This is a genomic window from Dermatophilus congolensis (genome assembly GCF_900187045.1).
In the GTDB taxonomy this organism is placed as follows: domain Bacteria; phylum Actinomycetota; class Actinomycetes; order Actinomycetales; family Dermatophilaceae; genus Dermatophilus; species Dermatophilus congolensis.
Genome location: NZ_LT906453.1, coordinates 1,397,051 through 1,419,784, shown reverse-complemented (window position 1 = coordinate 1,419,784; position 22,734 = coordinate 1,397,051). Strand labels below are relative to the sequence as shown.

At 59.7% G+C, this 22,734-nt stretch carries 18 protein-coding genes; 8 read left to right on the top strand and 10 right to left on the bottom strand.

All coding sequences use genetic code 11. The annotated features are described in order from the left end of the window. Positions 1 to 44: 44 nt before the first annotated feature. Positions 45 to 545 (bottom strand): transcription antitermination factor NusB, encoded by a 501-nt coding sequence (gene nusB, locus CKV89_RS06040; RefSeq protein ID WP_084441436.1) that lies wholly within the window; start codon positions 543 to 545, stop codon positions 45 to 47. Further along, positions 545 to 1,105 (bottom strand): elongation factor P, encoded by a 561-nt coding sequence (gene efp / locus CKV89_RS06035; protein ID WP_028327977.1) that lies wholly within the window; start codon positions 1,103 to 1,105, stop codon positions 545 to 547. The genes nusB and efp overlap by 1 nt, the downstream gene beginning before the upstream one ends. Positions 1,106 to 1,245: 140 nt before the next feature. Between efp and CKV89_RS12075 the strand changes: the two genes are divergently transcribed. Further along, positions 1,246 to 2,919, top strand: coding sequence for a peptide ABC transporter substrate-binding protein (locus CKV89_RS12075; RefSeq protein WP_028327978.1), 1,674 nt, complete (start codon positions 1,246 to 1,248; stop codon positions 2,917 to 2,919). A 14-nt stretch (positions 2,920 to 2,933) separates the two neighbouring features. Here CKV89_RS12075 and aroB read toward each other — a convergent pair whose 3' ends face one another. From aroB to CKV89_RS05990, 8 genes are all read right to left on the bottom strand, one after another. Continuing rightward, on the bottom strand, positions 2,934 to 4,085 hold the full coding sequence (gene aroB, locus CKV89_RS06025; protein WP_084441438.1) for a 3-dehydroquinate synthase: 1,152 nt from the start codon (positions 4,083 to 4,085) through the stop codon (positions 2,934 to 2,936). Continuing rightward, positions 4,082 to 4,630: a shikimate kinase gene (locus tag CKV89_RS06020; RefSeq protein ID WP_324603361.1), complete on the bottom strand. Its 549-nt coding sequence runs from the start codon at positions 4,628 to 4,630 to the stop codon at positions 4,082 to 4,084. The genes aroB and CKV89_RS06020 overlap by 4 nt, the downstream gene beginning before the upstream one ends. Further along, on the bottom strand, positions 4,627 to 5,847 hold the full coding sequence (aroC, locus tag CKV89_RS06015) for a chorismate synthase (protein ID WP_028327981.1): 1,221 nt from the start codon (positions 5,845 to 5,847) through the stop codon (positions 4,627 to 4,629). Before aroC ends, CKV89_RS06020 begins: the two co-directional genes overlap by 4 nt. A 63-nt stretch (positions 5,848 to 5,910) precedes the next feature. Beyond that, positions 5,911 to 6,852, bottom strand: a complete 942-nt coding sequence (locus CKV89_RS06010; protein WP_051277767.1) for a shikimate dehydrogenase — start codon at positions 6,850 to 6,852, stop codon at positions 5,911 to 5,913. A 1-nt stretch (position 6,853) separates the two neighbouring features. Further along, on the bottom strand, positions 6,854 to 8,734 hold the full coding sequence (gene mltG / locus CKV89_RS06005; protein WP_051277768.1) for an endolytic transglycosylase MltG: 1,881 nt from the start codon (positions 8,732 to 8,734) through the stop codon (positions 6,854 to 6,856). Next, on the bottom strand, positions 8,731 to 9,243 hold the full coding sequence (gene ruvX, locus CKV89_RS06000; RefSeq protein WP_028327982.1) for a Holliday junction resolvase RuvX: 513 nt from the start codon (positions 9,241 to 9,243) through the stop codon (positions 8,731 to 8,733). The genes mltG and ruvX overlap by 4 nt, the downstream gene beginning before the upstream one ends. Positions 9,244 to 9,275: 32 nt before the next feature. Beyond that, positions 9,276 to 11,966 carry an alanine--tRNA ligase gene (alaS, locus tag CKV89_RS05995; RefSeq protein WP_028327983.1) on the bottom strand — a complete coding sequence of 897 codons (2,691 nt, stop codon included), beginning with the start codon at positions 11,964 to 11,966 and terminating at the stop codon, positions 9,276 to 9,278. 154 nt (positions 11,967 to 12,120) lie between these two features. Next, positions 12,121 to 12,381: a hypothetical protein gene (locus CKV89_RS05990; RefSeq protein WP_028327984.1), complete on the bottom strand. Its 261-nt coding sequence runs from the start codon at positions 12,379 to 12,381 to the stop codon at positions 12,121 to 12,123. A 559-nt stretch (positions 12,382 to 12,940) separates the two neighbouring features. On the opposite strand from CKV89_RS05990, the gene CKV89_RS05985 reads away from it, so the two are divergent. From CKV89_RS05985 to CKV89_RS05955, 7 genes are all read left to right on the top strand, one after another. Continuing rightward, the gene (locus tag CKV89_RS05985; RefSeq protein ID WP_028327985.1) at positions 12,941 to 13,930 is read left to right on the top strand and encodes an ABC transporter permease; all 990 of its coding nucleotides are present in this window, start codon (positions 12,941 to 12,943) and stop codon (positions 13,928 to 13,930) included. Beyond that, the gene (locus tag CKV89_RS05980) at positions 13,930 to 14,880 is read left to right on the top strand and encodes an ABC transporter permease (RefSeq protein ID WP_084441439.1); all 951 of its coding nucleotides are present in this window, start codon (positions 13,930 to 13,932) and stop codon (positions 14,878 to 14,880) included. The genes CKV89_RS05985 and CKV89_RS05980 overlap by 1 nt, the downstream gene beginning before the upstream one ends. Further along, complete coding sequence (locus tag CKV89_RS05975) at positions 14,877 to 17,048, top strand: ABC transporter ATP-binding protein (protein WP_084441441.1); 2,172 nt, start codon at positions 14,877 to 14,879, stop codon at positions 17,046 to 17,048. Before CKV89_RS05980 ends, CKV89_RS05975 begins: the two co-directional genes overlap by 4 nt. A gap of 125 nt (positions 17,049 to 17,173) precedes the next feature. Further along, positions 17,174 to 18,760: an ABC transporter family substrate-binding protein gene (locus tag CKV89_RS05970; RefSeq protein ID WP_231935485.1), complete on the top strand. Its 1,587-nt coding sequence runs from the start codon at positions 17,174 to 17,176 to the stop codon at positions 18,758 to 18,760. Positions 18,761 to 19,103: 343 nt separating this feature from the next. Further along, a complete protein-coding gene (locus CKV89_RS05965; protein ID WP_028327987.1) occupies positions 19,104 to 20,717 on the top strand; it encodes a peptide ABC transporter substrate-binding protein in 1,614 nt (537 codons plus the stop codon). A 142-nt stretch (positions 20,718 to 20,859) separates the two neighbouring features. Beyond that, positions 20,860 to 21,786, top strand: coding sequence for an ABC transporter permease (locus CKV89_RS05960; protein WP_028327988.1), 927 nt, complete (start codon positions 20,860 to 20,862; stop codon positions 21,784 to 21,786). After that, on the top strand, positions 21,779 to 22,723 hold the full coding sequence (locus CKV89_RS05955) for an ABC transporter permease (protein WP_084441443.1): 945 nt from the start codon (positions 21,779 to 21,781) through the stop codon (positions 22,721 to 22,723). Before CKV89_RS05960 ends, CKV89_RS05955 begins: the two co-directional genes overlap by 8 nt. Positions 22,724 to 22,734: the final 11 nt, after the last annotated feature.

Genomic DNA, 22,734 nt, shown 5'->3' with positions numbered 1-22,734 from the left:
GGCATGCACCACCGGCGCACGCCCCTCCTGACACACCACGCTGATCACATCAACGTGGACTTCACCTCGACGATACGACTCAACAAACCATTCACGAAGCTCGGAGACGAATCAGTCGACAAATCAGCCACCAACGCAACAGCCTCCGCCACGGCAACACCATCAGGTGTCTCATCGTGGTACAGAACCTCCCACGTCCCGACCCGCAACGCAGCACGATCAACCGCCGGAAGACGATCCAACGCCCAACCCTGCGAATACGTCGAAATAGCATCATCGATCGCAGCCCAATGATCAGCCACACCCTCGACGATCTGCGCCGCAAACGCACGCGGAGGATTCACCCGCGCCGGATGCGCCACCCGCTCAGCCAGCATCTCCAACGGACGCTTACCCCGCTGCTCAGCCTCAAACAAAATATCCAAAGCCTCACGACGAGCCTTACTGCGCGCAGACGTACCCGAACCCTGGCCAGGCTTACCCGAACGAGAACGCTTACCCGCCCCCGAACCGCTGCGAACAGACTCCGAAGAGCTCTGCGACATCAGTTCACACGGCTCAAGTACGAGCCATCACGCGTATCAACCTTGACACGAGTACCGGTCTCCAGGAACAACGGCACCTGAATCTCAGCACCCGTCTCCAACGTCGCAGGCTTCGTCCCACCAGTGGAACGGTCACCCTGCAACCCCGGCTCCGTGTACGTGATCTCCAACTCCACCGACGCAGGAAGCTCAATAAACAACACCGAACCCTCATGCGTAGCAACCGTGGCTTCCATGTTCTCCAACATGTACTTCGCCGCGTCACCAACAACACTTCCCGGCACCGTCAACTGGTCATACGTTTTCCCATCCATGAAAACGTAGTCGTCGCCATCCTTGTACAAGTACTGCATCGAGCGCTTGTCGACATTGCTGGTCTCGACCTTCGTGCCAGCGTTAAACGTCTTATCGACCGTCTTACCGCTCGTCACACTCTTGAGCTTGGTACGGACAAAAGCCGGACCCTTACCCGGCTTCACGTGCTGGAACTCAATAACAGTCCACAACTGGTTGTCCAGCACCAGCACCATGCCGTTTTTCAGATCGTTCGTCGTTGCCACGTAAGTCGACTCTCTCTTCGAAAATGATGTCCGAATAACTCTCGGCCCACCAGTCTATCCGCGCCACCGGCCCTTCGCAGACTCCACCGACAACACCCCGCCCTCCACCTCCACCACCCCACCCGTGGCAAGGTGGCTACATGCGAAACCGGGGGAACACACAAGAACGACCCAGTTCCATCCCAACACCCCACACCCGCCGCCGCACACACCGGCGGATCCTCGTCACGCTCGCATGCACCCTACTCACCACCGCCTGCACCCACCCCAGCCCCACCCCCACCACACCCTCACAACCCCCCACCACACCCCCACCAGTAGCCCCCGAAACACCCATCCGCACCAACACCCGCGCCGCAGGCCCCTCACTCTTCCCCGCCGACATCACCGACGACGCCACCCGCCGCATCGCCCAACTCATCTACCGCGGCCTGTACTCCATCGACCCCAAAGGAAAAGCAGTCCCCGGCCTCGCCAACACCATGACCACCAGCGACCACACCACCTGGACCGCCAAAATCGACCCCCGCGCCCAATTCGCCGACGGAACACCCATCACCGCCGAAGATATCGCCGCCTCCTGGACCCTCACCGCAACCCGCACCAAAACCACCGGAGTAGCCACCCCCCTCACCCTCATCGAAGGCTACGACGAACACGACCCCAAAAACACCGACCCCCTCAGCGGCCTCAACGTCATCAACCCCACCACCCTCCAAATCACCCTCACCACCCCCACACCACGCTTCAACAAACTCTCCGCCGACATCACCATGGCCCCCTTCCCCGCCAAACAACGCACCGACCCCACCGCCCTAGCCACCAAACCCACCGGAAACGGCCCCTACCGACTCGAAAAACCCTGGACCGGCAAAGGCACCTACACCCTGCGCCCCAACTCCACCTACATGAGCCCCCAACAAGTAGCCAACACCGGAATCGAATTCCACACCTACGACAACCTCGACACCGCCTACCTCGACCTACGCGCAGGAAAACTCGACGTCATCGACGAACTACCCCCCAACCGCATCCAAGAAGCCACCGACGCAAAACTCCAAGTCGCACAACAACCCGTCGGCATGAACCAAACCCTCGACTTCCCCACCACCCCCGAATGGCAAGGAATCGAAGGACGCAACCGCAAAGCAGCCATCGGCGCCGCCCTAGACCGCAACACCATCACCGAAACCAACTACGACGGCGCCACCACCCCCGCCACCGACCTAGCATCCCCCGTCGTCGACGGCTACTCCAACGACATCTGCGGAACCCTCTGCGTCCACGACCCCGACCAAGCCCGAGCCCTCTGGTCACCCAACTCACCCCACAACATCACCATCGCCTACCTCACCAACGGCACCGAAGCCGTATCCGCCGGCGCCATCTGCTCCGCCCTCGTCGAAACCCTCCCCATCACCTGCGACACCCGCCCCTACCCCAACGAACAAGCACTAGCCAACGCCGTCCGCAACGGCAAAATCAACGGCCCCTACCTACGCACCTGGCGCATGCGCCAACGCGACCTCGGCGCCTTCCTCGAACCCCGCTACTCCCCCGACGCCCAAGAAAACTGGAACTCCTACACCGACCCCCTCGCCGAACTCCACCTACGCCTAGCCAACGCAGCAACCAAAAACTCCGCCGCCATGGCCGCCCAGCAAGAAGCCGAACGCTACATCCTGCGCGGCCTACCCAGCCTGCCCCTATGGTCATTCAACGCCACCACCACCTCCACCTCCGCCGTCACAGGCGTCGTCACCGACCCCACCGGCGTACCCGTCTACACACACATCACCCGCCCCCCGCAATAACCCACTCCCACACCTCACCCCGACACCGCAGCAAAAGCCTCCCGCAACAACCCCTCATCCGGCCCCACAAGCCGCCGCGGAACCCCCACACCAGCAAGAACCACAAACCGCAACGTCGCCCCCCGCGTCTTCTTATCCCGCCCCATCACCTCCACAACATCAGCAAACCCAGCCCCCGAATACCCCACCGGCAACCCCAAACCCGACAACACATCCCGATGCCGCCGCACCACAGCCGCATCCAACAACCCAGCACTACACGCCAACTCAGCCGCAAACACCATCCCCACCGACACTGCATCCCCATGACGCCACGTATACCCCTCAAGATTCTCAATAGCGTGCGCCAACGTATGCCCATAGTTAAGGAACTCACGCTCCCCCGCCTCACACAGATCCCCCGTCACAATCCCCGCCTTCACCGCAATCTTGCGCTCCACCAACTCCCGCAACACCCCAGACTCCGGATCCACCGCTCCTAGAGGGTCCTGCTCAATCAACTCAAGAATCCGCCGATCAGCAATAAACCCACCCTTAACCACCTCAGCCAAACCCGCCACCACATCCGCCTTCGGCAACGTCCGCAACACTGACAAATCAGCAAAAACCCCCAACGGCGGGTGAAAAGCCCCCACCAAATTCTTCCCCTCGGCCGTATTAATCCCCGTCTTACCCCCCACAGCCGCATCCACCATCCCCAATACCGTCGTCGGGACCTGCACCACCGACACCCCACGCAACCAACTCGCCGCAACCCACCCAGCCAAATCCGTCACAGCCCCACCACCAACACCAACAACAACATCCGAACGCGTAAAACCCGCCCGCCCCATCCGCGACCACAAATCCGCAGCCACACTCACCGTCTTAGCCGCCTCACCATCAGGCACACACACCACAAGCGCCTCAACACCCCCACCCCGCAACTGCCCAGCAATCTCCCGCGCCAATCCCTCCACCGCACCAGCATGCACAACCAACGCCCGCCCAGGACGATTCGCAGCAGGATCAGCCACCACACCCTCACCACCGGTACCCATCACTAACGCAGCTACCTCGGCAGCCAACCCCCACCCCACCACCACGTCATACGCCCCCGCCCCAGCAGTGGGCCCCACATGAATAACGCTACGACCACCCTCACACCGCACCCCATCAACACTCATCGCACTCCCCCGCTGTTCAACTCATCAGACAACAACGCAACAACAGCCTCAACCACCTCATCGGGCTCTTTGCCATCGGTATCAACCCTCGCCGTCGCCACGTCCACATAAATCGGACGCCGCTGCTCCATCAACGCAAGCCACTGCCCCCGCGGATTCAACGCCAACAACGGCCGCCCCTGATCAAACCCAGTACGCCTACCCGCATACCGCAACGACACATCAAGAAACACCACACACCGATCCCGCAACAACACCTGCGAGACCGGATCAAGCACCGCTCCCCCACCCAACGCCAACACACCACGCCGATGCGCCAACGCATCAGCAACTACCTCACGCTCCACCGCGCGAAAAGCAGCCTCCCCATCATCAACAAAAATATCCGCAATATCCTTGCCAGCCCGCTGGGTAACAAGAACATCCGTGTCAGCGAAATCAACACCCAAACGCGCAGCCAACAACCGCCCCACCGTGGACTTACCCGCCCCCGGAGGACCAGTTAAAACAATGAGCGAGGAATCAACACACATCTGCTCAGTCACCACGTCCTCTTCCCAGCAGGCATAGCCTCCAAATACCCCGTCACATTACGCCGCGTCTCCACCACGCTGTCCCCACCAAACTTCTCCGCAACAGCCTCAGCAAGCACCAAAGCAACCATCGCCTCAGCAACCACTCCCGCCGCAGGCACCGCGCACACATCCGAGCGCTGATGAATAGCCTTCGCCGCCCCCTGACCAGTGATATCAACCGTATCCAACGCATGCGGCACCGTACTGATCGGCTTCATCGCAGCGCTCACCCGCAAAAACTCACCATTGGTCATCCCGCCCTCAAGACCACCGGCATGCCCCGTACGACGGCGAATCACCCCAGCATCATCACGCTCCATCTCATCATGCGCCTGCGAACCAAGCCGAGCAGCACTATCAAAACCATCACCAACCGCCACCCCCTTAATAGCCTGAATCCCCATCAACGCCCCAGCCAGACGCGCATCCAACCGCCGATCCCAATGCACATGCGACCCAAGACCAGGAGGGCACCCGTACGCAAGCACCTCAACAACCCCACCAAGAGTGTCACCAGCACCACGAGCCGCATCAATCTGCTGCACCATCGCCGCTGAAGCCGCAGCGTCAAAAGAACGCACCGGATCACCATCAAGGGCATCCACATCATCAGGAGTCGGCAGCGCTGCCCCATCAGCAGTGCCCGCACTACCAATCGAAACGGTATGAGAAACAAGACGAATGCCCGCTACCTGCTGCAAGTAACACGAGGCGTAAGCCCCCAAAGCCACCCGAGCAGCAGTCTCACGCGCAGAAGAACGCTCCAACACATTCCGCGCATCATCCCACCCATACTTCTGCATACCAACCAGGTCAGCATGCCCCGGCCGAGGACGAGTAAGCGGCTTGTTACGAGCCAACTCCTTCGGCGCATTGACATCATCGCTACGCGCCAACGCATCAGCACAAACCGGGTCAGGAGACATCACCGTCTCCCATTTCGGCCACTCCGAATTACCTATCTCCACAGCAATGGGAGACCCCAACGTAACTCCGTGACGCACACCGCTAAGCACGCGCAATGCATCCTTTTCAAACTTCTGGCGTGCACCTCGCCCATACCCCAAACGCCTACGCGCAAGCGCTGCCGCAACATCATGTGAGGTCACTTCCACACCCGCTGGCATTCCTTCAAGGATGGCCACCAGGGAAGGGCCATGGGACTCACCTGCTGTCAACCAACGCATGAAGCTCATGGTGTCACGGCTGGTGCGCTCCCCCGGGCGCTTGCTCGGGGATTGGGCAGACAGCTACAACGTGACAGCGTGCTCCAAAGCCTGACGCATATGTGCGACGTTCGGTGTGCGCCCTGTGAAGGCTCGCACTTGAGCCGCAGCTTGGTGGAGCAGCATGGGAAGCCCTGAAATAACGCGTGCGCCAGCCGCCTGCGCCCAGGTACCCAAAGCGGTGGGCCAGTTGGCATAGACGACATCCATCACGATGCCCGGAATCGGGTCATCACTCAGGGGCGGCAAGCTGAGGTCGGTCCCCGTGGGAAGAGTAGAAATAGTCACTTCGGCTTCATTGACGCATCGCTGCAGGCTCACCGTGTCAGTGAGGGCCAGGGTGTCAATGTTGACTTCAAGACGTTTGGCTAGGTCGACAGTGGCAGGTCGCACCTGAGAGCGCACAGCGAATGTGACGTGCTCAACCCCGAAGGAAACCAGCGCCGCCAGAGCGGCTCGGGCCGTGGCACCGGAACCAATGATCAGTGCGTACTCGGCGTGCTGGATCCCAACTTCTTGCAGAGCCATCTCAATACCGACAATGTCTGTGTTGTCTGCTGCCCAGCCGCGGCCATACGGAATGAGGGTGTTAGCTGCTCTGAGGTCAGCTGCACGTGCGCAGACAAGGTCGGCTGCAGCCAGTGCGTCTTCTTTCAAAGGCATCGTGATTGCCATCCCCCGCCAGCGGCCATGGCTGGCATGCACGGTAGAGAGGTGATGCGCCAAGGTTGGTTCTCCAGGGCCACCGACGGCGTAGCGCTGAAACTGCCAATCGCTAAGACCTAGCTCGTTGTAGGCGGTTCGGTGTAGCAGCGGGGAAAGGGAATGGTCAATGGGTGACCCAAGAACGGCTGCGACGTTGGTGCCGTGGGTTCCGGCCGCGGCGCGCACCAGATCTTCTTCTTCACGAGCAGTGTCGATGACCGTGAGGAAGTCTTCGGGCGGGAGCACGCCGTAGCCGGGCACGTCAGCAGGTTCCTGGGTGTTGCTGGCACCACTGCTGGAACTGGCGCACAGCGTTGTCGTGTTCGACTTTGGTGTTGGAGAACACGGTGGTTCCCTTAACTGGGTCAATGGCGACGAAGTAGAGCCAGGGGCCTTCAGCCGGTTGAATGGCAGCTTTGATCGACTGGGCTCCAGGGTTGCCAATAGGTCCGGCGGGCAGGCCATCATTGACGTACGTGTTGTAGGGGTTCTTGTTGGCGCGTTCGGCGTCTGTGGTGGTGATGGAGCGGTTCTGCACGCCGTAGCTGACGGTGGAGTCCAGCTGCAGACGCATCGGTTTGGCAAGACGGTTGAGGATGACGCGAGCAACCTTGGGTCGGTCTTCGTTAAGGCGCGCCTCGGCTTCAACAATGGAGGCCAAGGTGATCATCCGTTCGGCGTCTGCTTCTTGTACGCCAAGGTTTTTCAACTGTTCCAGGGTGTGGTTGACCATCTGTCGCAGTTGTTGCGCCGGTGTTGTTCCGGGGTCGAACTCGTAGGTGGCTGGGAATAGGTAGCCTTCAACGTTGCCTTTAGCTGAGGCAGGAAGTTTGAGGATGCTGGGATCGCTTTCGTTTTGCTTTTCAACTGCTGCGTAGTCTGCTGGCTTGTGGTTAGTTACTTTGGCGAGTTCCTCGAAAACCTGTGCTTTCCATAGCCCCTCGCGGATGGTGACGCGGTGCACAGCTCGTCCGGTGCTGCGCATTTTTTCAAGCGCGCTATCGGCAGACATCTCTTTAGCGAGGGCGTAGGTTCCGGGCTGGATTTCTTTGCCGGGGTTGTTTTCTAGCGCTTTGATGAAGGCGCGGGCAGATTTGACGACGCCTTCTTTCTCCAAGGTGTTGCCGATTTGGGATCCGCTTTGTCCTGGAGCAACAACGATGTTGACCGAGCCGGTTCCTTCGCCGTCGTAGTCGGGGGTGCTGAATGCGCGATAGACGGTGGTTCCGAGGGCCACGGTTGCCACAAGGAGGAGTACCGCGACGATTGTTAGGAGACGTTTTCCGCGTCGCTGTGGTGGTTTGTCGTTGCGGCGGATGCGTCGTCCCTGATCGGGACTCAGATTTTGTTGAACCCGGCGGCCTTGTTCCCCGCGCATGCCTTGTTCGATTCGGCGGCTGGGGGTACGTGGTTCGGCCTCGGGCTCAACATCTTCACGCTCGCGCTGCCGTTTACGCTCACGCCTACTAACCCCACGCAGCGCAGGGGACTCTTCATCGTCGAATCCACCACGACCGCTGGGCTCTGGGGCATCGTAGCCGCGACGACTACGACGACTAGGTTGTTCCTGTTCCCGCGAGGAACGAGGTGATTCGGGGTCAAAACCCCGCCGAGGCCGCATGGGCTCCTCATCGTCAAATCCGGCGCGCATCCCAGGATCTGGGGCCTCATAGCCGCGACGACTACGACGACTAGGTTCGTTATCTACCTCGAGGCGGCGTCTACTACGGGTGAGTTCTTCTGTGCTGCGGATGAGTTCGCCGGTGTCTATGCCACGTTTCCTGCGGTCAGGGTTTTCGTATTGGCGGGTTCGGCGAAGAAGTTCTTCGAGAGGATCGAGCTCTTGGGTGGAGTCGTCGGTGTAGTGAGCCGAGGTCCAAGGTTTTTCCTCTTCGTGACGTTGAGCACGTGAGGAGCGTTGAACGAATCGGATGGGTTCAGTGGGTTCCGGTTCGGAACGGCGACTGCGGCGAGGTGGTTCGTCGTAGTAGGTGTCGCGTCGTGGCTCTTCGTCGTAGCTTCGACGTGTTGCGCGTTTAGGGCGCTTGTTGCGCTGGTTCCGGCTGGCGCGGAGTGAGGCGCGGGTGACGAATTCCTCGGCAGGCCGGGGACTGTAAGGATCCTCGGGATACTGCGAATTCATGTACGTCTCCTATGCCTAGGTTTTCGGCCCCCGATGATGGACCCGGGAACGCGGTTGAAGTCGCGTTCGGCGTCCAATGCGCTTTGCAAGATCATGACTGCCGCGACTTGATCGACGACTGACCGGTGCGTTTTCGCGGCCCGGCCGCTCGAGTGCAGTGCGCGGTGAGCATCCACCGTAGTAAGTCGTTCGTCCATGAGTCGAACAGGGATGGGCTTCACGCGTGCGGCGAGAGCTTGTGCAAACGTTTTCGCAGCGTGTGCCGACTGCCCCTCGGCTCCAGATAAGTGCATGGGGAGGCCAACGATGATTTCGATGGGTTCGCACTGACCAGCAAGCGCAACGATGCGTTCGAGGGCATCGGGAACGGCAGGGATGTCCCCTTTTGCGGGGACACCCTCTCGTGGGTAGGTGTCGACCGGAACCGCGAGAATTGCCTCGTGGTTGCAGGTGGCTACGCCGACGCGTGCAGCGCCGACGTCAACGCCGATACGTACTCCAGACCGCACTGTGCCGCTCCCGATTGCGTTGTGTTACTGGTTCAGCGGGTGGCGATCGCGTGGCGCACGGCTTCGAGCGCGTCAGCGATTTTGGTGGTGTCTGTGCCGCCGCCTTGGGCGATGTCGGGTTTGCCGCCACCGCCGCCGCCGAGAATGGTCGCGGCTGTTTTGACGAGCGCTCCGGCTTTGATGCCTTCTTTGCGAGCTGCGTCGTTGGTGGCAACAACGATAAGCGGACGTTCTTTAGCCACGCCAGTGAGCGCCACGACGGCGGGTTTGTCTTCGCCGAGGCGTCCACGGATGTCGAGAACAAGGGAGCGGACATCGTCGGCTCCGGCGTCAGCTCCCAGGTCATGGGTGAGAACGGCGACGCCTGAGATGTCGATTGCTTCGTTGGCGAGGTTGGCGTTAGCTGCGCGTAGCTGAGCTGCACGCATGGCTGTGAGTTCTTTTTCGGTGCTCTTGAGTTTGGCCATGAGGGCGGCGATCCGGTCGGGGATGTTCTCGCCCTTGGCTTTGACAAGGTCACTGATTTGGGAAAGAAGCAGCGATTCGGTGGACAGGTGGCTGTATGCGTCCATGCCGACGAGGGCTTCGACGCGACGCACCCCAGAACCTACGGATTGCTCGCTAAGAAGTTTGACGACGCCGAGCTGACCAACGCGCATGGCGTGGGTGCCGCCGCAAAGTTCGCGACTCCAGTCACCGATGCTGACAACGCGGACGTGTTCGGGGTATTTCTCGCCGAACATTGCCAGGGCCCCTGAGGCAAGTGCTTCGTCCTTGGGCATAGTGGCAGCTTCGACGGCTTCGTCGCCGAGGATGACGCGGTTGATTTGCTCTTCGATGGTGGCGAAGGTGTCGGGGTCGATGGGGTTGTTCCAGGAGAAGTCGAACCGCAGGCGCCCAGGCATGTTTTCAGAGCCTGCCTGGGTGGCAGTGCTGGCGAGGTTGTCACGTAGTGCCTGGTGGACGATGTGGGTGGCGGTGTGAGCGCGGGAGGAGTCACGACGGCGTGCGGCGTCGACGATGGCGGTGGCGGTCTGTCCGACACCGAATTCGCCGGCGAGTACTCGTCCCTTGTGGACAACGAGGCCAGTGACGGGGCGCTGCACGTCGGTGATTTCGATGCGGGCTCCGTCGACTTCGATGATGCCTTTGTCGGCAAGCTGTCCACCCGATTCGGCGTAGAAGGGGGTGCGGTCGAGAACGAGTTCAATCTCGTCGCCTTCGCTGGCGCTGCGAACCGACCCAGAGTCGCTGAGAACACCCATGATGCGTCCGGGCGCGGTGGTCTCGCTGTAGCCGAGGAATTCCGTGGGCGCGGACATGGTGTCGGCGATTTCTCGGTACAGGTGTAGGTCTGTGTGACCCATCTTTTTGGCTTTGGCGTCAGCTTTGGCGCGTTGCTTCTGCTCGTTCATGAGGGAGCGGAAGCCTTCTTCGTCAACGGACAGGCCTTGTTCGGATGCCATCTCTAGGGTGAGGTCGATGGGGAATCCGTAGGTGTCGTGCAGGCTGAACGCGTCGGCGCCGGAGAGCTGGGTGTGTCCTTGGCTCTTAGCGTTGGCGACTGCGGTGTCAAGGATTGCGGTGCCAGCGGTGAGGGTGCGGCGGAACGCGTGTTCTTCTTCGAAGGCGACGTTGGAGATGCGGTCCCAGTCGCGGCGCAGCTCGGGGTAGGACTTCTCCATTTGGGCCACGGAGACGGGGAGCAGTTCGGGCAGAACTGGGTCGGTGACGCCAAGGAGTCGCATGGATCGGATGGCGCGGCGTAGCAGGCGGCGCAGGACGTAGCCGCGGCCTTCGTTGCCGGGGGTGACGCCGTCTCCGATGAGCATGAGGGAGGAACGGACGTGGTCGGCGACGACGCGGAAGCGAACGTCGGCGTCGTTGTCTGCGCCGTATTTGCGGCCGGAGAGTTTTTCGGCGGCGGCGATGACGGGGTAGACCTCGTCGATTTCGTACATGTTGTCGACGCCTTGCATGAGGAAGGCGACGCGTTCTAGCCCCATGCCGGTGTCAATGTTTTTGGAGGGCAGGAGGCCTTCGACGGTGAATTTGTCTTTGGCGGTGACGTCGGTGATTTGTTCGGTTTGGAAGACGAGGTTCCAGATTTCGAGGAAGCGGTCTTCGTCGGCTTCGGGGCCACCGTCGGGGCCGTATTCGGGGCCGCGGTCGATGTAGATCTCGGAGCAGGGACCGCCGGGCCCTTCGACGCCCATGTGCCAGTAGTTGTCTTTGAGGCTGCGGCCTTGGATGCGTTCGTCGGGGATGCCGACTGCGCGCCAGTAGTTGCGGGCCTCGATGTCGCCTTCGGGGTGGTCGGGGTGATGTCCGGGGCCTAGGACGGTGACCCAGACTTTTTCGGGGTCGAAGCCGAGGTTGCCTTCTTCTTGAGGCCCGGTGACGAATTCCCAGGCGAATTCGATGGCTTCTTTTTTGAAGTAGTCACCGAAGGAGAAGTTGCCGTTCATTTGGAAGAACGTGCCATGGCGGGTGGTTTTACCGACTTCGTCGATGTCTCCGGTGCGTACGCATTTCTGCACGCTGGTGGCGCGTGTGTAGGCGGGGGTTTCGGCGCCGAGGAAGTAGGGCTTGAAGGGGACCATTCCGGCGTTGACGAACAGGAGGTTGGGGTCGTCGTATAGCAGGGGTGCGCTGGGCACCACGGTGTGCGCCTTGCTCTCGAAGAATCGGAGCCAGCGACGCCGGATCTCTGCGGTTTCCATCGACACAACCCTTCACTCGCGGTGCGTTCGCTGCCGGATTTTCCGGTAGGTAGCGCCCTTCGTGCAACAACAACGATCGCACTAGTATGCCGCCGCTCCCCTGGGCAACCCCAAAGCAACCTGACGACAACCGCAAAGCGGGTCGGGAAAAGGGTTAGGCGCGGTGGCGTCCTGGGGCAGTGCGGAAGGGGCGCCAGGCTGCGTTTGCGGCGCGATTGAGCCCAGGAACCCACAGTCCCAAGGTTGCCCATCCAATGAGTTCACGCAGTGCTGTTCGCCATGCCGAGCTACCGAGTGTGCGGTGGCGTCCAACTGGTGGGACAACTGGTGCAGGAATATGCAGCCGGTCTGTGTAGGCCGATTGCAGGAAAGCACGGGCGTTTGTGGAGACAGTTGTGGTGTGTACCAAAGTCATGGGGAAACCTCCTGAGGTTCCCGATTCTTAATGACATTGGCGTAATTCAGATTGATCGCGCTTTCACTGGCGTGTCGCGGTAACTCGTACATTCATCCGGGACGCTCGTCCGAGTAATCAAACAAAAATTGAGCGCTATTTTTTAGCCTGCATATCTCGCAGACGGATATTCAATTTGCGCAATATGTGAACCAGGTCACTACGTACAGGATTTGCCACAGCGGCACTCCTGAGCCCGCACAGAGTTTGAGTTACGTGCACCACACGGGCGCTCATCGCTTACCTTTTGGGGATCAGATCTTCGGGCGAGGCCCGAACGAGCTAGTCAACGAGCTTAATTCGCCCTTTTTCGGTGTGCCTGCCGGCAGTGTCGCGCCGCAGCAAACGCATCGAAAAACCTTCCGGAAGATCCGTTACTTTCCGGCACCGTCGCCGTTCCACAGGTGGGGTGCACCTCGAGACAGGGCTCTGTCCCGTGAGAGAAAGGGTTGTCGCCCATGCCCCGCTATTTACTGCTGGTCGTATCTGGGATCTGCCATCCATGCCCGGAGGTGGCGACGTGCTGAAATACCTTTTCAGGCGCCTGGCCAACTACTTCGTGATGATTTTCGTGGCGACATCGCTGGCGTATTTGGCCGCCGTGACAGTCATGAAACCCGAAACAGCACTGCTGCAGCGCACTCCACGCCCCACCATGGAGCAAGTCACCGCGCAGCTGCAGGAAGCTGGGCTGGATCCCACCTTGAACCCGTTCCAGCGCTATCTGGTCTGGCTGAAAAACGTCGTTTTTCACTTCGACTGGGGCATGGGGCCAGATGGTTCCAGCATCAACCAGGAGTTCCTTACCAGGGCGGTTATTTCTGGGCGGCTGGTGCTACTGGCAACGCTGTTGTCGATCGTCATCGGTATTGCTCTGGGCGTGTTCGCTGCTTCGCGGCAATATTCCTTCTCAGATCGTTCGGTCACGACACTGAGCTACGTCATTAGCTGTATCCCGGCCCCGGTGATTTATCTGACTGTGCAGACGGCCGGTATCGATCTCAACGACGCCGTGGGCAAGCGTTTACTTTACGTCTCTGGCATGTATTCGGTGCCGCAGCCCGAAGGTGCGATGGAGAGGGTTGTCGACATAGCGCAGCACCTTGTTCTTCCTACGGTAGCGCTGACGATTGTTGCTTACGTCAGCTACCAGTTGCTGCAGCGCTCTTTGCTCTTGGACAACATCAACGCTGACTACGTGCGTATGGCTCGCGCGAAAGGTCTCACGAAGTCTCAAGCGGTGCGTAAACATGCTCTGCGTACCTCTTTTATCCCGGTGGCGCAGTCGATCGCCTTCCAGATTCCTGGCATTTTCACCGGCACGTTCATCATCGAGGCGGTGTTCGCTTGGGAGGGCCTGGGCCGGTACACCCTCGATGCAATTACGTCGACACAAAACGTCAATGCAGCCGTGGCCGGAGTGGCTTTCGGTGGAGTGATGTTCGCCATCGGTGCTATCTGCGCTGACTTGTCGGTGGCGATCGTGGATCCGAGAGCGAGGGTCGCCTGATGACTAGCGATGCACACACCTGCACTGAGCCCCCGGCGCCTCTTCCTGGCGGAGCTGCTGCGCCTGTGGCCTCTGCTCAGCCGGAGCATGCGATCACGCGTAAGTCCACGCTCATTCTGCGCCGTCTGCTGCGGAACAAAGGAGCGATTGTTGGCCTGGTGATGCTGGGGTTGGTTGTAGCTTTCGCTCTTGCGGGAAACACCATTAACTCGTTCTCGTATACCGATCAGGACCTGATGAATTTGGGGGCTGCTCCTGGTGAAGGCGGCCATATTCTTGGCACCAGCGCTGGCGGGTTGGACCTGTGGGCGATGCTGGTGCGTGGTACCGGAAAGTCTTTGCTCATCGCTTTGTGCGTGGGCGTGCTCGCTCCACTGATTGGGGCGGTGTACGGCACGGCGATTGCTTTCTGGGGTGGTACGCGTGAGCGGATAGGCATGTGGCTGTTGGACATGCTGATTCTGATGCCGTATTTCCTGGTCATCGCGGTGTTGATGGGATCCAGCCAGGGTAATGCTTTCCAGTTGGCGCTGTATTTGACGTTGTTTGGCTGGATGGGGTTGGCGCGTGTGGTGCGAGCCACGACGCAGTCGTTGCGTGAGCGTGAGTTCGTTGCGTGTGCGCGGTACATGGGTGTGTCGGATTGGCAGATTATCCGGCGGCACATCATTCCAAATATCGGCTCGTATTTGATTCTCAACATTGTGTTGGGCACGTTCGGGGCGATCATCGCCGAGACGTCGTTGAGCTTCCTGGGTGTGGGGGTACGGCCGCCGGATGTTTCTCTTGGCCAGCTTATTGGGCAGTCGGCCAGTCAGTTGTCTGCTTATCCGTGGATGTTCTGGGGTCCGGTGGCGTGTCTGCTGTGGATCACTTTGTCCTTGTCTTTGGTCGGTGATGGTCTGCGTGACGCTCTCGACCCCAACAGCAAGTCCGGAGGCCGAGCATGAGTAACGTTGTTTTGTCGACTGAGCACACTGTGTCTTCTCCGCAGGAACAGGCGGTTTTGTCGGTGCGGGATTTGCATGTGCGGTTTCCTTCTGAGGCCGGGGTGGTGCATGCGGTACGCGGCATGGATTTTGATCTGTTCCCGGGCCGGGTTTTGGGGATTGTTGGCGAATCGGGGTCGGGTAAGTCGGTGACCTCGTTGGCGATGATGGGACTGTTGCCTGCCAGCGCGAAGATCTCGGGGTCGATCACGTATCAGGGCAAGGAATTGATTGGCCTGTCTGATCGGCAGATGTCGGCGCATCGTGGCCGTGACATCGCGATGATTTTCCAGGATCCGCTGAGTTCGTTGACGCCGGTGTTCACGGTAGGGCAGCAGATTATTGAGGCGTTACAGGCGCATCAGTCGCTGTCGGCGAAGGCGGCTCGGGAGCGCGCAATTGAATTGCTCGAGATTGTGGGGATTCCCAGCCCGAGTTCGCGGGTGGATTCCTACCCGCATGAGTTTTCTGGCGGTATGCGCCAGCGGGTGGTGATCGCGATTGCGATCGCGAACAATCCGCGCGTGATCATCGCTGATGAGCCGACGACGGCGCTGGATGTGACGATCCAGGCGCAGATTTTGGATGTGTTGAAGGTGGCGCAGCGGGAGACCGGTGCGGCGGTGGTGATGATTACGCACGATTTGGGTGTCGTGGCGGGCATCGCTGATGACGTGATGGTGATGTATGCCGGGCGTCCGGTGGAGAAGGGGCAGGTGGATGACATTTTCTACCAGCCGCGGATGCCGTACACGCTGGGTTTGTTGGGTTCGATTCCTCGGGTTGACCGGCGGGAGAAGGCCTCACTGGTGCCGATTGAGGGCAATCCGCCTAATTTGATTCATGAGCCGACTGGGTGTCCGTTTGCGCCTCGCTGCCCGTTGGCGATTGATGCGTGTGGCGATGGTGAACCTGCGGCTGTGCTGGTGGAGCCGGGGCATATGAGTGCGTGTGTGCGACACGAGCATTTGCGTGACATCCAGGGCGCTACGGATGTGTTCCCGGTTCCTGCGGTGACGCATTCACCGTTGGAGGGAGTGCCTCGGCAGCAGCGACAGACGTTCTTAGAGGTGGAGAACCTGCACAAGCACTTCCCGCTGAAGAAGGGGGCCTTGTTTAAGCGTCAGGTCGGCGAGGTGAAGGCCGTTGATGGGGTCTCTTTCGATGTGCGTGAGGGTGAGTGCCTGGCCATCGTGGGTGAGTCTGGGTGCGGTAAGTCGACAACGTTGCTTGAGATCATGGAGATGAATCCGGCCACGGTCGGCAAGATCGTTGTATTGGGTAAGCCGGTGGCCTCGTTGCGGCGTAAGGCTGAGATCACGGCGTTGCGGCGCAATGTGCAGTTGGTGTTTCAGGATCCGATGGGGGCTTTGGACCCGCGGTTCACGGTGTATGAGTTGATCAGTGAGCCGTTGCGAGCTTTTGGGATGCCGGAGGAGCAGCGGCAGCAGCGCACTCGTGAGCTTATGGCCACGGTTGGTTTGGAGCCGGACCATTTGAACAGGTTTCCTTCGCAGTTCTCAGGTGGTCAGCGTCAGCGCATCGGTATTGCGCGGGCGCTGGCGTTGAATCCCAAAGTGATTGTGTTGGATGAGCCGGTTTCGGCGTTGGATGTGTCTGTGCAGGCTGGGGTGATCAACCTGTTGGACAGGCTCAAGGCGACGTTGGGTATTTCGTATTTGTTTGTGGCTCACAATCTGGCTGTGGTGCGTCACATCAGTGACCGGGTTGCGGTGATGTACCTGGGCAAGATTGTGGAGATCGGGGATGTGGATTCGGTTTTCGATAATCCGCGGCATCCGTATACGCGTGCGCTTCTTTCGGCTATTCCGCTTCCTGATCCGGTGAAGGAGCGGACTCGTGAGCGGATCGTGTTGCGGGGTGATTTGCCTAGTCCGTTGAACCGGCCGGTGGGGTGTGATTTTGCCTCGCGGTGCCCGGTGGTGGAGCTGTTGGATGAGCAGCAGCGGCAGCGGTGTCGTGATGTTGAGCCTGCGTTGGAGGCTGTTGGTGATGGTGATCACCGTCAGGCTTGTTTTTTCCCTGATCGTTTGCGTGGTGGGGAGCAGGTAGGTGGGGCAAGTGATGCTGGTGTGGATGGCCTGTTCAGAGAAAGGACAACGCCGTGAGTAAACGTAGGTGCACTGTGGCAGTGGCGATTGTGATGGCTGCTGTGTTGGGGGTTTCTGGTTGTGCTGGTAGGGGTGGGCAGGATTCGAAGAGTTCGGTGAGTAGTCATGATCCTGCTTCGTTGGTGCAGCGTAATCCGCAGGATCGGGCTCATATGGATAAGGGCGGCACCGCCATTTTCGCGGTGAAGATTTTCCCGACGAACTACAACAAATTGCACACGAATGGCAATAACGGTGACTGGGGTCGAGTCACCAAAGCCACCGATCCGACGCTGTTTATCTATTCGCCGCAAGGGGTTGCCAGCGCCCGCACTGAGTACCTCACCAAGATGCCGCATGTGGAGATCACCGGCGGCAAACAGGTAGTCACTTACGACCTCAACCCGAAGGCGATCTGGAATGACGGCACCAAGATCGACTGGACTGCTTTTGAAGCCACGTGGAAGTCCCAGCGCGCACCGGTAGATGAAGGTAAGTACAACAACGCTGGTGCCACTGCTGGCTATGAGGACATCGAGTCGATAGAGAAGGGGGACACCCCCGAGCAGGTGGTGGTGACGTTCAAGCAGCCTTTCAATCCGATCACCGAGATTTTCGATATTCTTATTCACCCGAAAGTGGCGAAAGATCCAGAAACTTTTAACACCCTGATGAAGACGGATCCGCATCCAGAGCTGCGGTCTGGGCCGTTTGTCATCAAGGAAATCGATGAACAGAGTAAAACTGTCGTCATCGTTCCTAATGACAAGTGGTGGGGAAATGCCCCGATGCTGGATCGGGTGGTGTTCCGTCAGATGGAGGATTCGGCAACCATTCTGGCGTTCAAAAACGGGGAGATCGATGCCACAGATGTGGCAAATAAGGCACGACTAGAGCAGATTCGCGGCACTGCTGGGATGGAATTACGCCGCAGCCAGCTGCTGTACAACAACGTCTATATTTTCAACGCGAAGTCACCGAACATCAAAGACATAGCTGTGCGTAAAGCCATCTGGCAGGGATTGGACCGTGAGCAGCTGCGGAAAATTAAGTTCAACGGAGTCGACTACACCGAGAAACCAGTCGAATCTGGGTTGTTCTTCTCCTTCGACCCACGAGCAGAGAACAATACGCCGGTGAAGTTTGACCCGCAGGCTGCGCAGAAAACGTTGCACGATGCGGGGTATGCAAAACAGGCCGACGGGTTCGTTGCAAAAGACGGCAAAAAGCTGTCGGTGCGCTACACAACTTTTGGTGACGACCCGCTGTCAGCAGCGCTGGCGCAGACCACCCAGTCCCAACTGAAAGCCATTGGCATCGACCTGCAACTCGATATCCGCCCCTCCGCACAGTTTGGGAGCACAGTCGAAAAGAAAGACTTCGACTTCATCGCTATGGCTTGGTCGGCAACTACGAACAGCCCGCTGGGTGGCATGTGTCAATCAATGTGTTCTGATTCGGGTAACAACTTCTCTGCCGCAGGCACCCCAGAACTCGATGCCCGCATCAAAAAGCTTGGCTCCATCACCGATGAAGAAGAACAAGCCAAAGAGATGAACGCTGTGGAAAAGGAATGGATGGCCGAAACATACGGTCAACTTCCGCTATGGAATGGCCCAAAGATCACCGCCACGCGTGAAGGGCTAGCCAACTGGGGGCCCGGTTTGTTCCAAGAACTGACCCCGAAATGGGAAGAAGTCGGCTGGCAAAAAGGCTTCAAGAAAGGGTGACCTAACTTAGTTAGTGAGTGCCTTTTCCACGGCCGAGGAATCACCAGTGCCCAAAATCCGGACACAGATTCCTCGGCCGTCTTTACGCCCAAAATCAGGCATAACGCACCAATAGCCACATTCACCGGCGTGCCGTGGCACCAATCGAAGTGGACAAAAAGCCGACATAGCGTACCTTTACGCAATCGGATGAATTTTTGTGCGTCCGCTGGTCACCCCACATATGCCCCGGCGCGCCCTCATCCTGTGCCCCACGGCACCGCGCCCGATGTCACCGCGACACCCGGGCGCCCTTCGGAGAACGCAACGATGCGCTCCCCGTTGACGCAGAAAGGAAGTGCAGATGTCGATCCGCACACGCGCCGCACTCGCAGTCGGTCTCTCCCTCACCACGCTTCTGGCCGCCTGCGGCGGCGGAGGCTCCAACGGTTCAAAGGTGGAAGGCGGCGCAGTCACCATGCGCGGCTGTAACCCCCAGAACCCCCTCATCACCACCTCCACCAGCGAGGTATGCGGCGGCGACGTCCTCGACGCGGTCTCCTCCGGGCTCGTGCGATACAACGCACAAAGCGGAGCGCCCGAAAAAGACATGGCCGAATCCATCGAGACGACGGACAACCAGCACTTCACCGTCAAACTCAAACCAGGCCGCAAATTCTCCGACGGCACCGAAGTCAAAGCCAAAAACTTCGTCGACGCCTGGAACTGGGGCGCATACGGCCCCAACGCCCAAATCAACTCCTACTTCTTCGAACCCATCAAAGGCTACGAAGACCTCCAAAGCGACAAAGGCGCACAGCCCAAAGCCAAAGAGATGAGCGGCCTGAAGGTTGTTGACGACCACACCTTCACCATCGAAACCACCCAAAAACTCGCCAACCTCGAAGTCCGACTAGGCCACACCCCCTTCATGCCACTGCCCGACGTCTTCTTCAAAGACACCGAGGCCTACGGCAAGAAACCCATCTCCGCCGGCCCCCTCATGGTCGAAAACTGGACCCCCAACCGAGAAATCGTGCTGGTGAAAAACCCGCACTACGACGGCCCAGACAAAACCCAGGTCGGCAAAGTCACGTTCCGGATCTACCAGAACAGCGACGCCGCCTACAAAGACGCCCAAGCTGGCAACCTCGACATCGACAACGACCCGCCACAGTCGGCCCTCATCAACGAGAAATACAAAAACGACTTCAAAGACCGAAACATCTCGGCCCCCATCGCTGGCAACGGCACCATCTCCTTCGCCCCCAAGGAAACCGACCCCAGCGTCCAAAACCCCAAACTGCGCCAAGCACTATCCATGGCGATCGACCGCGAAACCATCAGCAAGCAAATCTTCGCTGGCGCTCGCGTCCCCGCCACCGGATGGGTACCCCCGGCCGTCGACGGCCACAAAGCTGGCGGCTGCGGCGAATACTGCACCTACAACCCCACCAAAGCCAAACAACTCCTCCAGGAAGCCGGCGGCTACACAGGCACCCTCACCTTCAGCTACAACGCCGACTCCGACCACGGCCCCTGGACCAAAGCCGTCTGCAACAACATCAAGCAGAACCTCGGCATCAACTGCGTCTCCACCCCCGTGGTCGACTTCAAAACATTCCGCACCCAAATCACCAAACACGAGATGAAAGGCATGTTCCGTTCCGGGTGGCAGATGGACTACCCCTCCATCGAGAACTTCCTCACCCCCCAGTTCTCCACCGGCGGATCCAGCAACGACGGCAAATACAGCAACCCCGAATTCGACAAGAAACTCGCTGAAGCCGCCGAAGCAGCCTCCCTGGAAGAAGCGAACAAGGAATACCAAGACGCAGAAAGCATGCTCGCCGAAGACATGCCCAGCATCCCGATGTTCGACTACACCCGCCAAGTCGTCTACAGCGACCGCATCAGCGACATCAAAATCACCAAAAAAGGCACCATCGACTGGGCCTCACTCAAAGTCAAAGGCTGACACCAGCCCCAGCATCACCTAGCACACCTCCGGGGTGCCGCGCCCTCAAAGACGCGGCACCCCGGACAGCCGCACCATCACGGCCTATCCACCCCCAGCACCACGCCACAACACACACCGCCACAGAGCAGGAGCCAAAACTGTGGGCACCTATGTTCTGCGCCGACTACTACAGATGATTCCTGTACTACTGGGCGCAACCTTCCTCATCTTCGCGATGGTCTTCGCACTACCTGGAGACCCCACCGTCGGTAAATGCGGTGAGCGCCCATGCTCACCCGAATTCGTTGCCGAATTCCGCGCACAACACAACCTGGATGACCCCCTGATCATCCAATACGCGAAGTGGGGAGGAAACGTACTCCAAGGCGACTTCGGAAAGAACTACTTCGGAAACCCCATCAGCGAAGAACTCACCGAACGCTACTCAGTCACCGGCCAACTAGCCATCGTCGCCGTCGCCGTCGAAATCCTCATCGGTGTCCTAGCCGGAATCCTGGCCGGAATACGCAAAGGCGGATTCATCGACGCCCTCGTCATGGTCGGAACCCTATTCGTCATCTCCATCCCGATCATCGTCATCGCCCCCATCATGCAACTCGTGTTCGGGATCCAACTCCAATGGTTCCCCGTCACCGTCGGCTACGACCCCGGCTGGTACCAGCTCCTCCTACCCGGCTTCGTCCTCGGGTCCCTGTCCATCGCCTACGTCGCCCGACTCACCCGCACCAACCTCGTTGAAAACCTCCGCGCCGACTACGCCCGCACCGCACGCGCCAAAGGCCTCACCCAAAAACGCGTCGTCGGTATCCACGTACTGCGCAACTCACTCATCCCCGTCATCACCTTCATCGGCGCCGACTTCGGTGCACTCCTAGGCGGGGCCATCGTCACCGAACGCATCTTCAACATCCCCGGAGTAGGTGGATACATCTTCGAAGGCATCGCCAACCGCGACGGCATCGCCGTGGTCTCAGCCGTGACGATGCTCGTCCTTGTCTTCCTGCTCGTCAACCTGATCGTCGACCTGCTGTACGGCGTTCTCGACCCGAGGATCAGCCATGACTGACACCAACATCACCCCCACCAGCAGCGTCGCCCAGGAACCCACCATGAAACCCACCACCACCGCAGAGGCCCCCGCACGGTCCCTGACCTCCGACGCCTGGCGCTACCTGCGCCGACGCCCCCTGTTCTGGGTCTCCACCGTCATGATCATCATCCTCGTGCTCATGGCCATCGCCCCTGGCCTCTTCGCCCACGGCGACCCCTACGCCGCCGACCTATCCCAATCACGCGCCGAACCCAGCGCCGAAGCATGGTTCGGCCGCGACGTCCAAGGCGCAGACATCTACACCCTCACCATCTACGGCGCACGCGCCTCCATCCTCGTCGGTGTCCTAACCACCATCTCCACCCTGCTCATCGGCGCCATCGTCGGAACCCTCGCCGCCTACTTCGGCGGCATCTGGGACACCCTGCTCATGCGCGTCACCGACGTCTTCTTCGCCATCCCCATGCTGCTAGGCGGCATCTTGTTCATGACCTCCTTCCCCAACCCAGCCGACGCCAGCTTCTGGGTCGTCGTAGGAAAAGTGGTCCTCGTCCTAGCCCTCTTCGGCTGGCCCAGCATCGCCCGACTCATGCGCGGAGCCATCCTCCAAATCAAAGACAGCGAATACGTCATGGCAGCCCGCGCCCTGGGAGCAGGAACAGGCCGCATCATCTTCAGCCACCTACTGCCCAACGCATTCGCACCCGCCCTGGTGGTCTCCACCATCAACCTCGGCACCTTCATCGCCGCCGAAGCAACCCTGAGCTTCCTCGGCATCGGGCTGACCTCCCCCGCCATCAGCTGGGGACTAGCAATCTCAACCGGCACCGACGCCATCTACGCCGCACCCCACATCCTGCTCTTCCCGAGCCTGTTCCTGTCGATCACCGTCCTGGCCTTCATCCTCCTCGGCGACGCCGTCCGTGACGCGTTCGACCCCAAGGCCCGATGACCGCCCCCAAG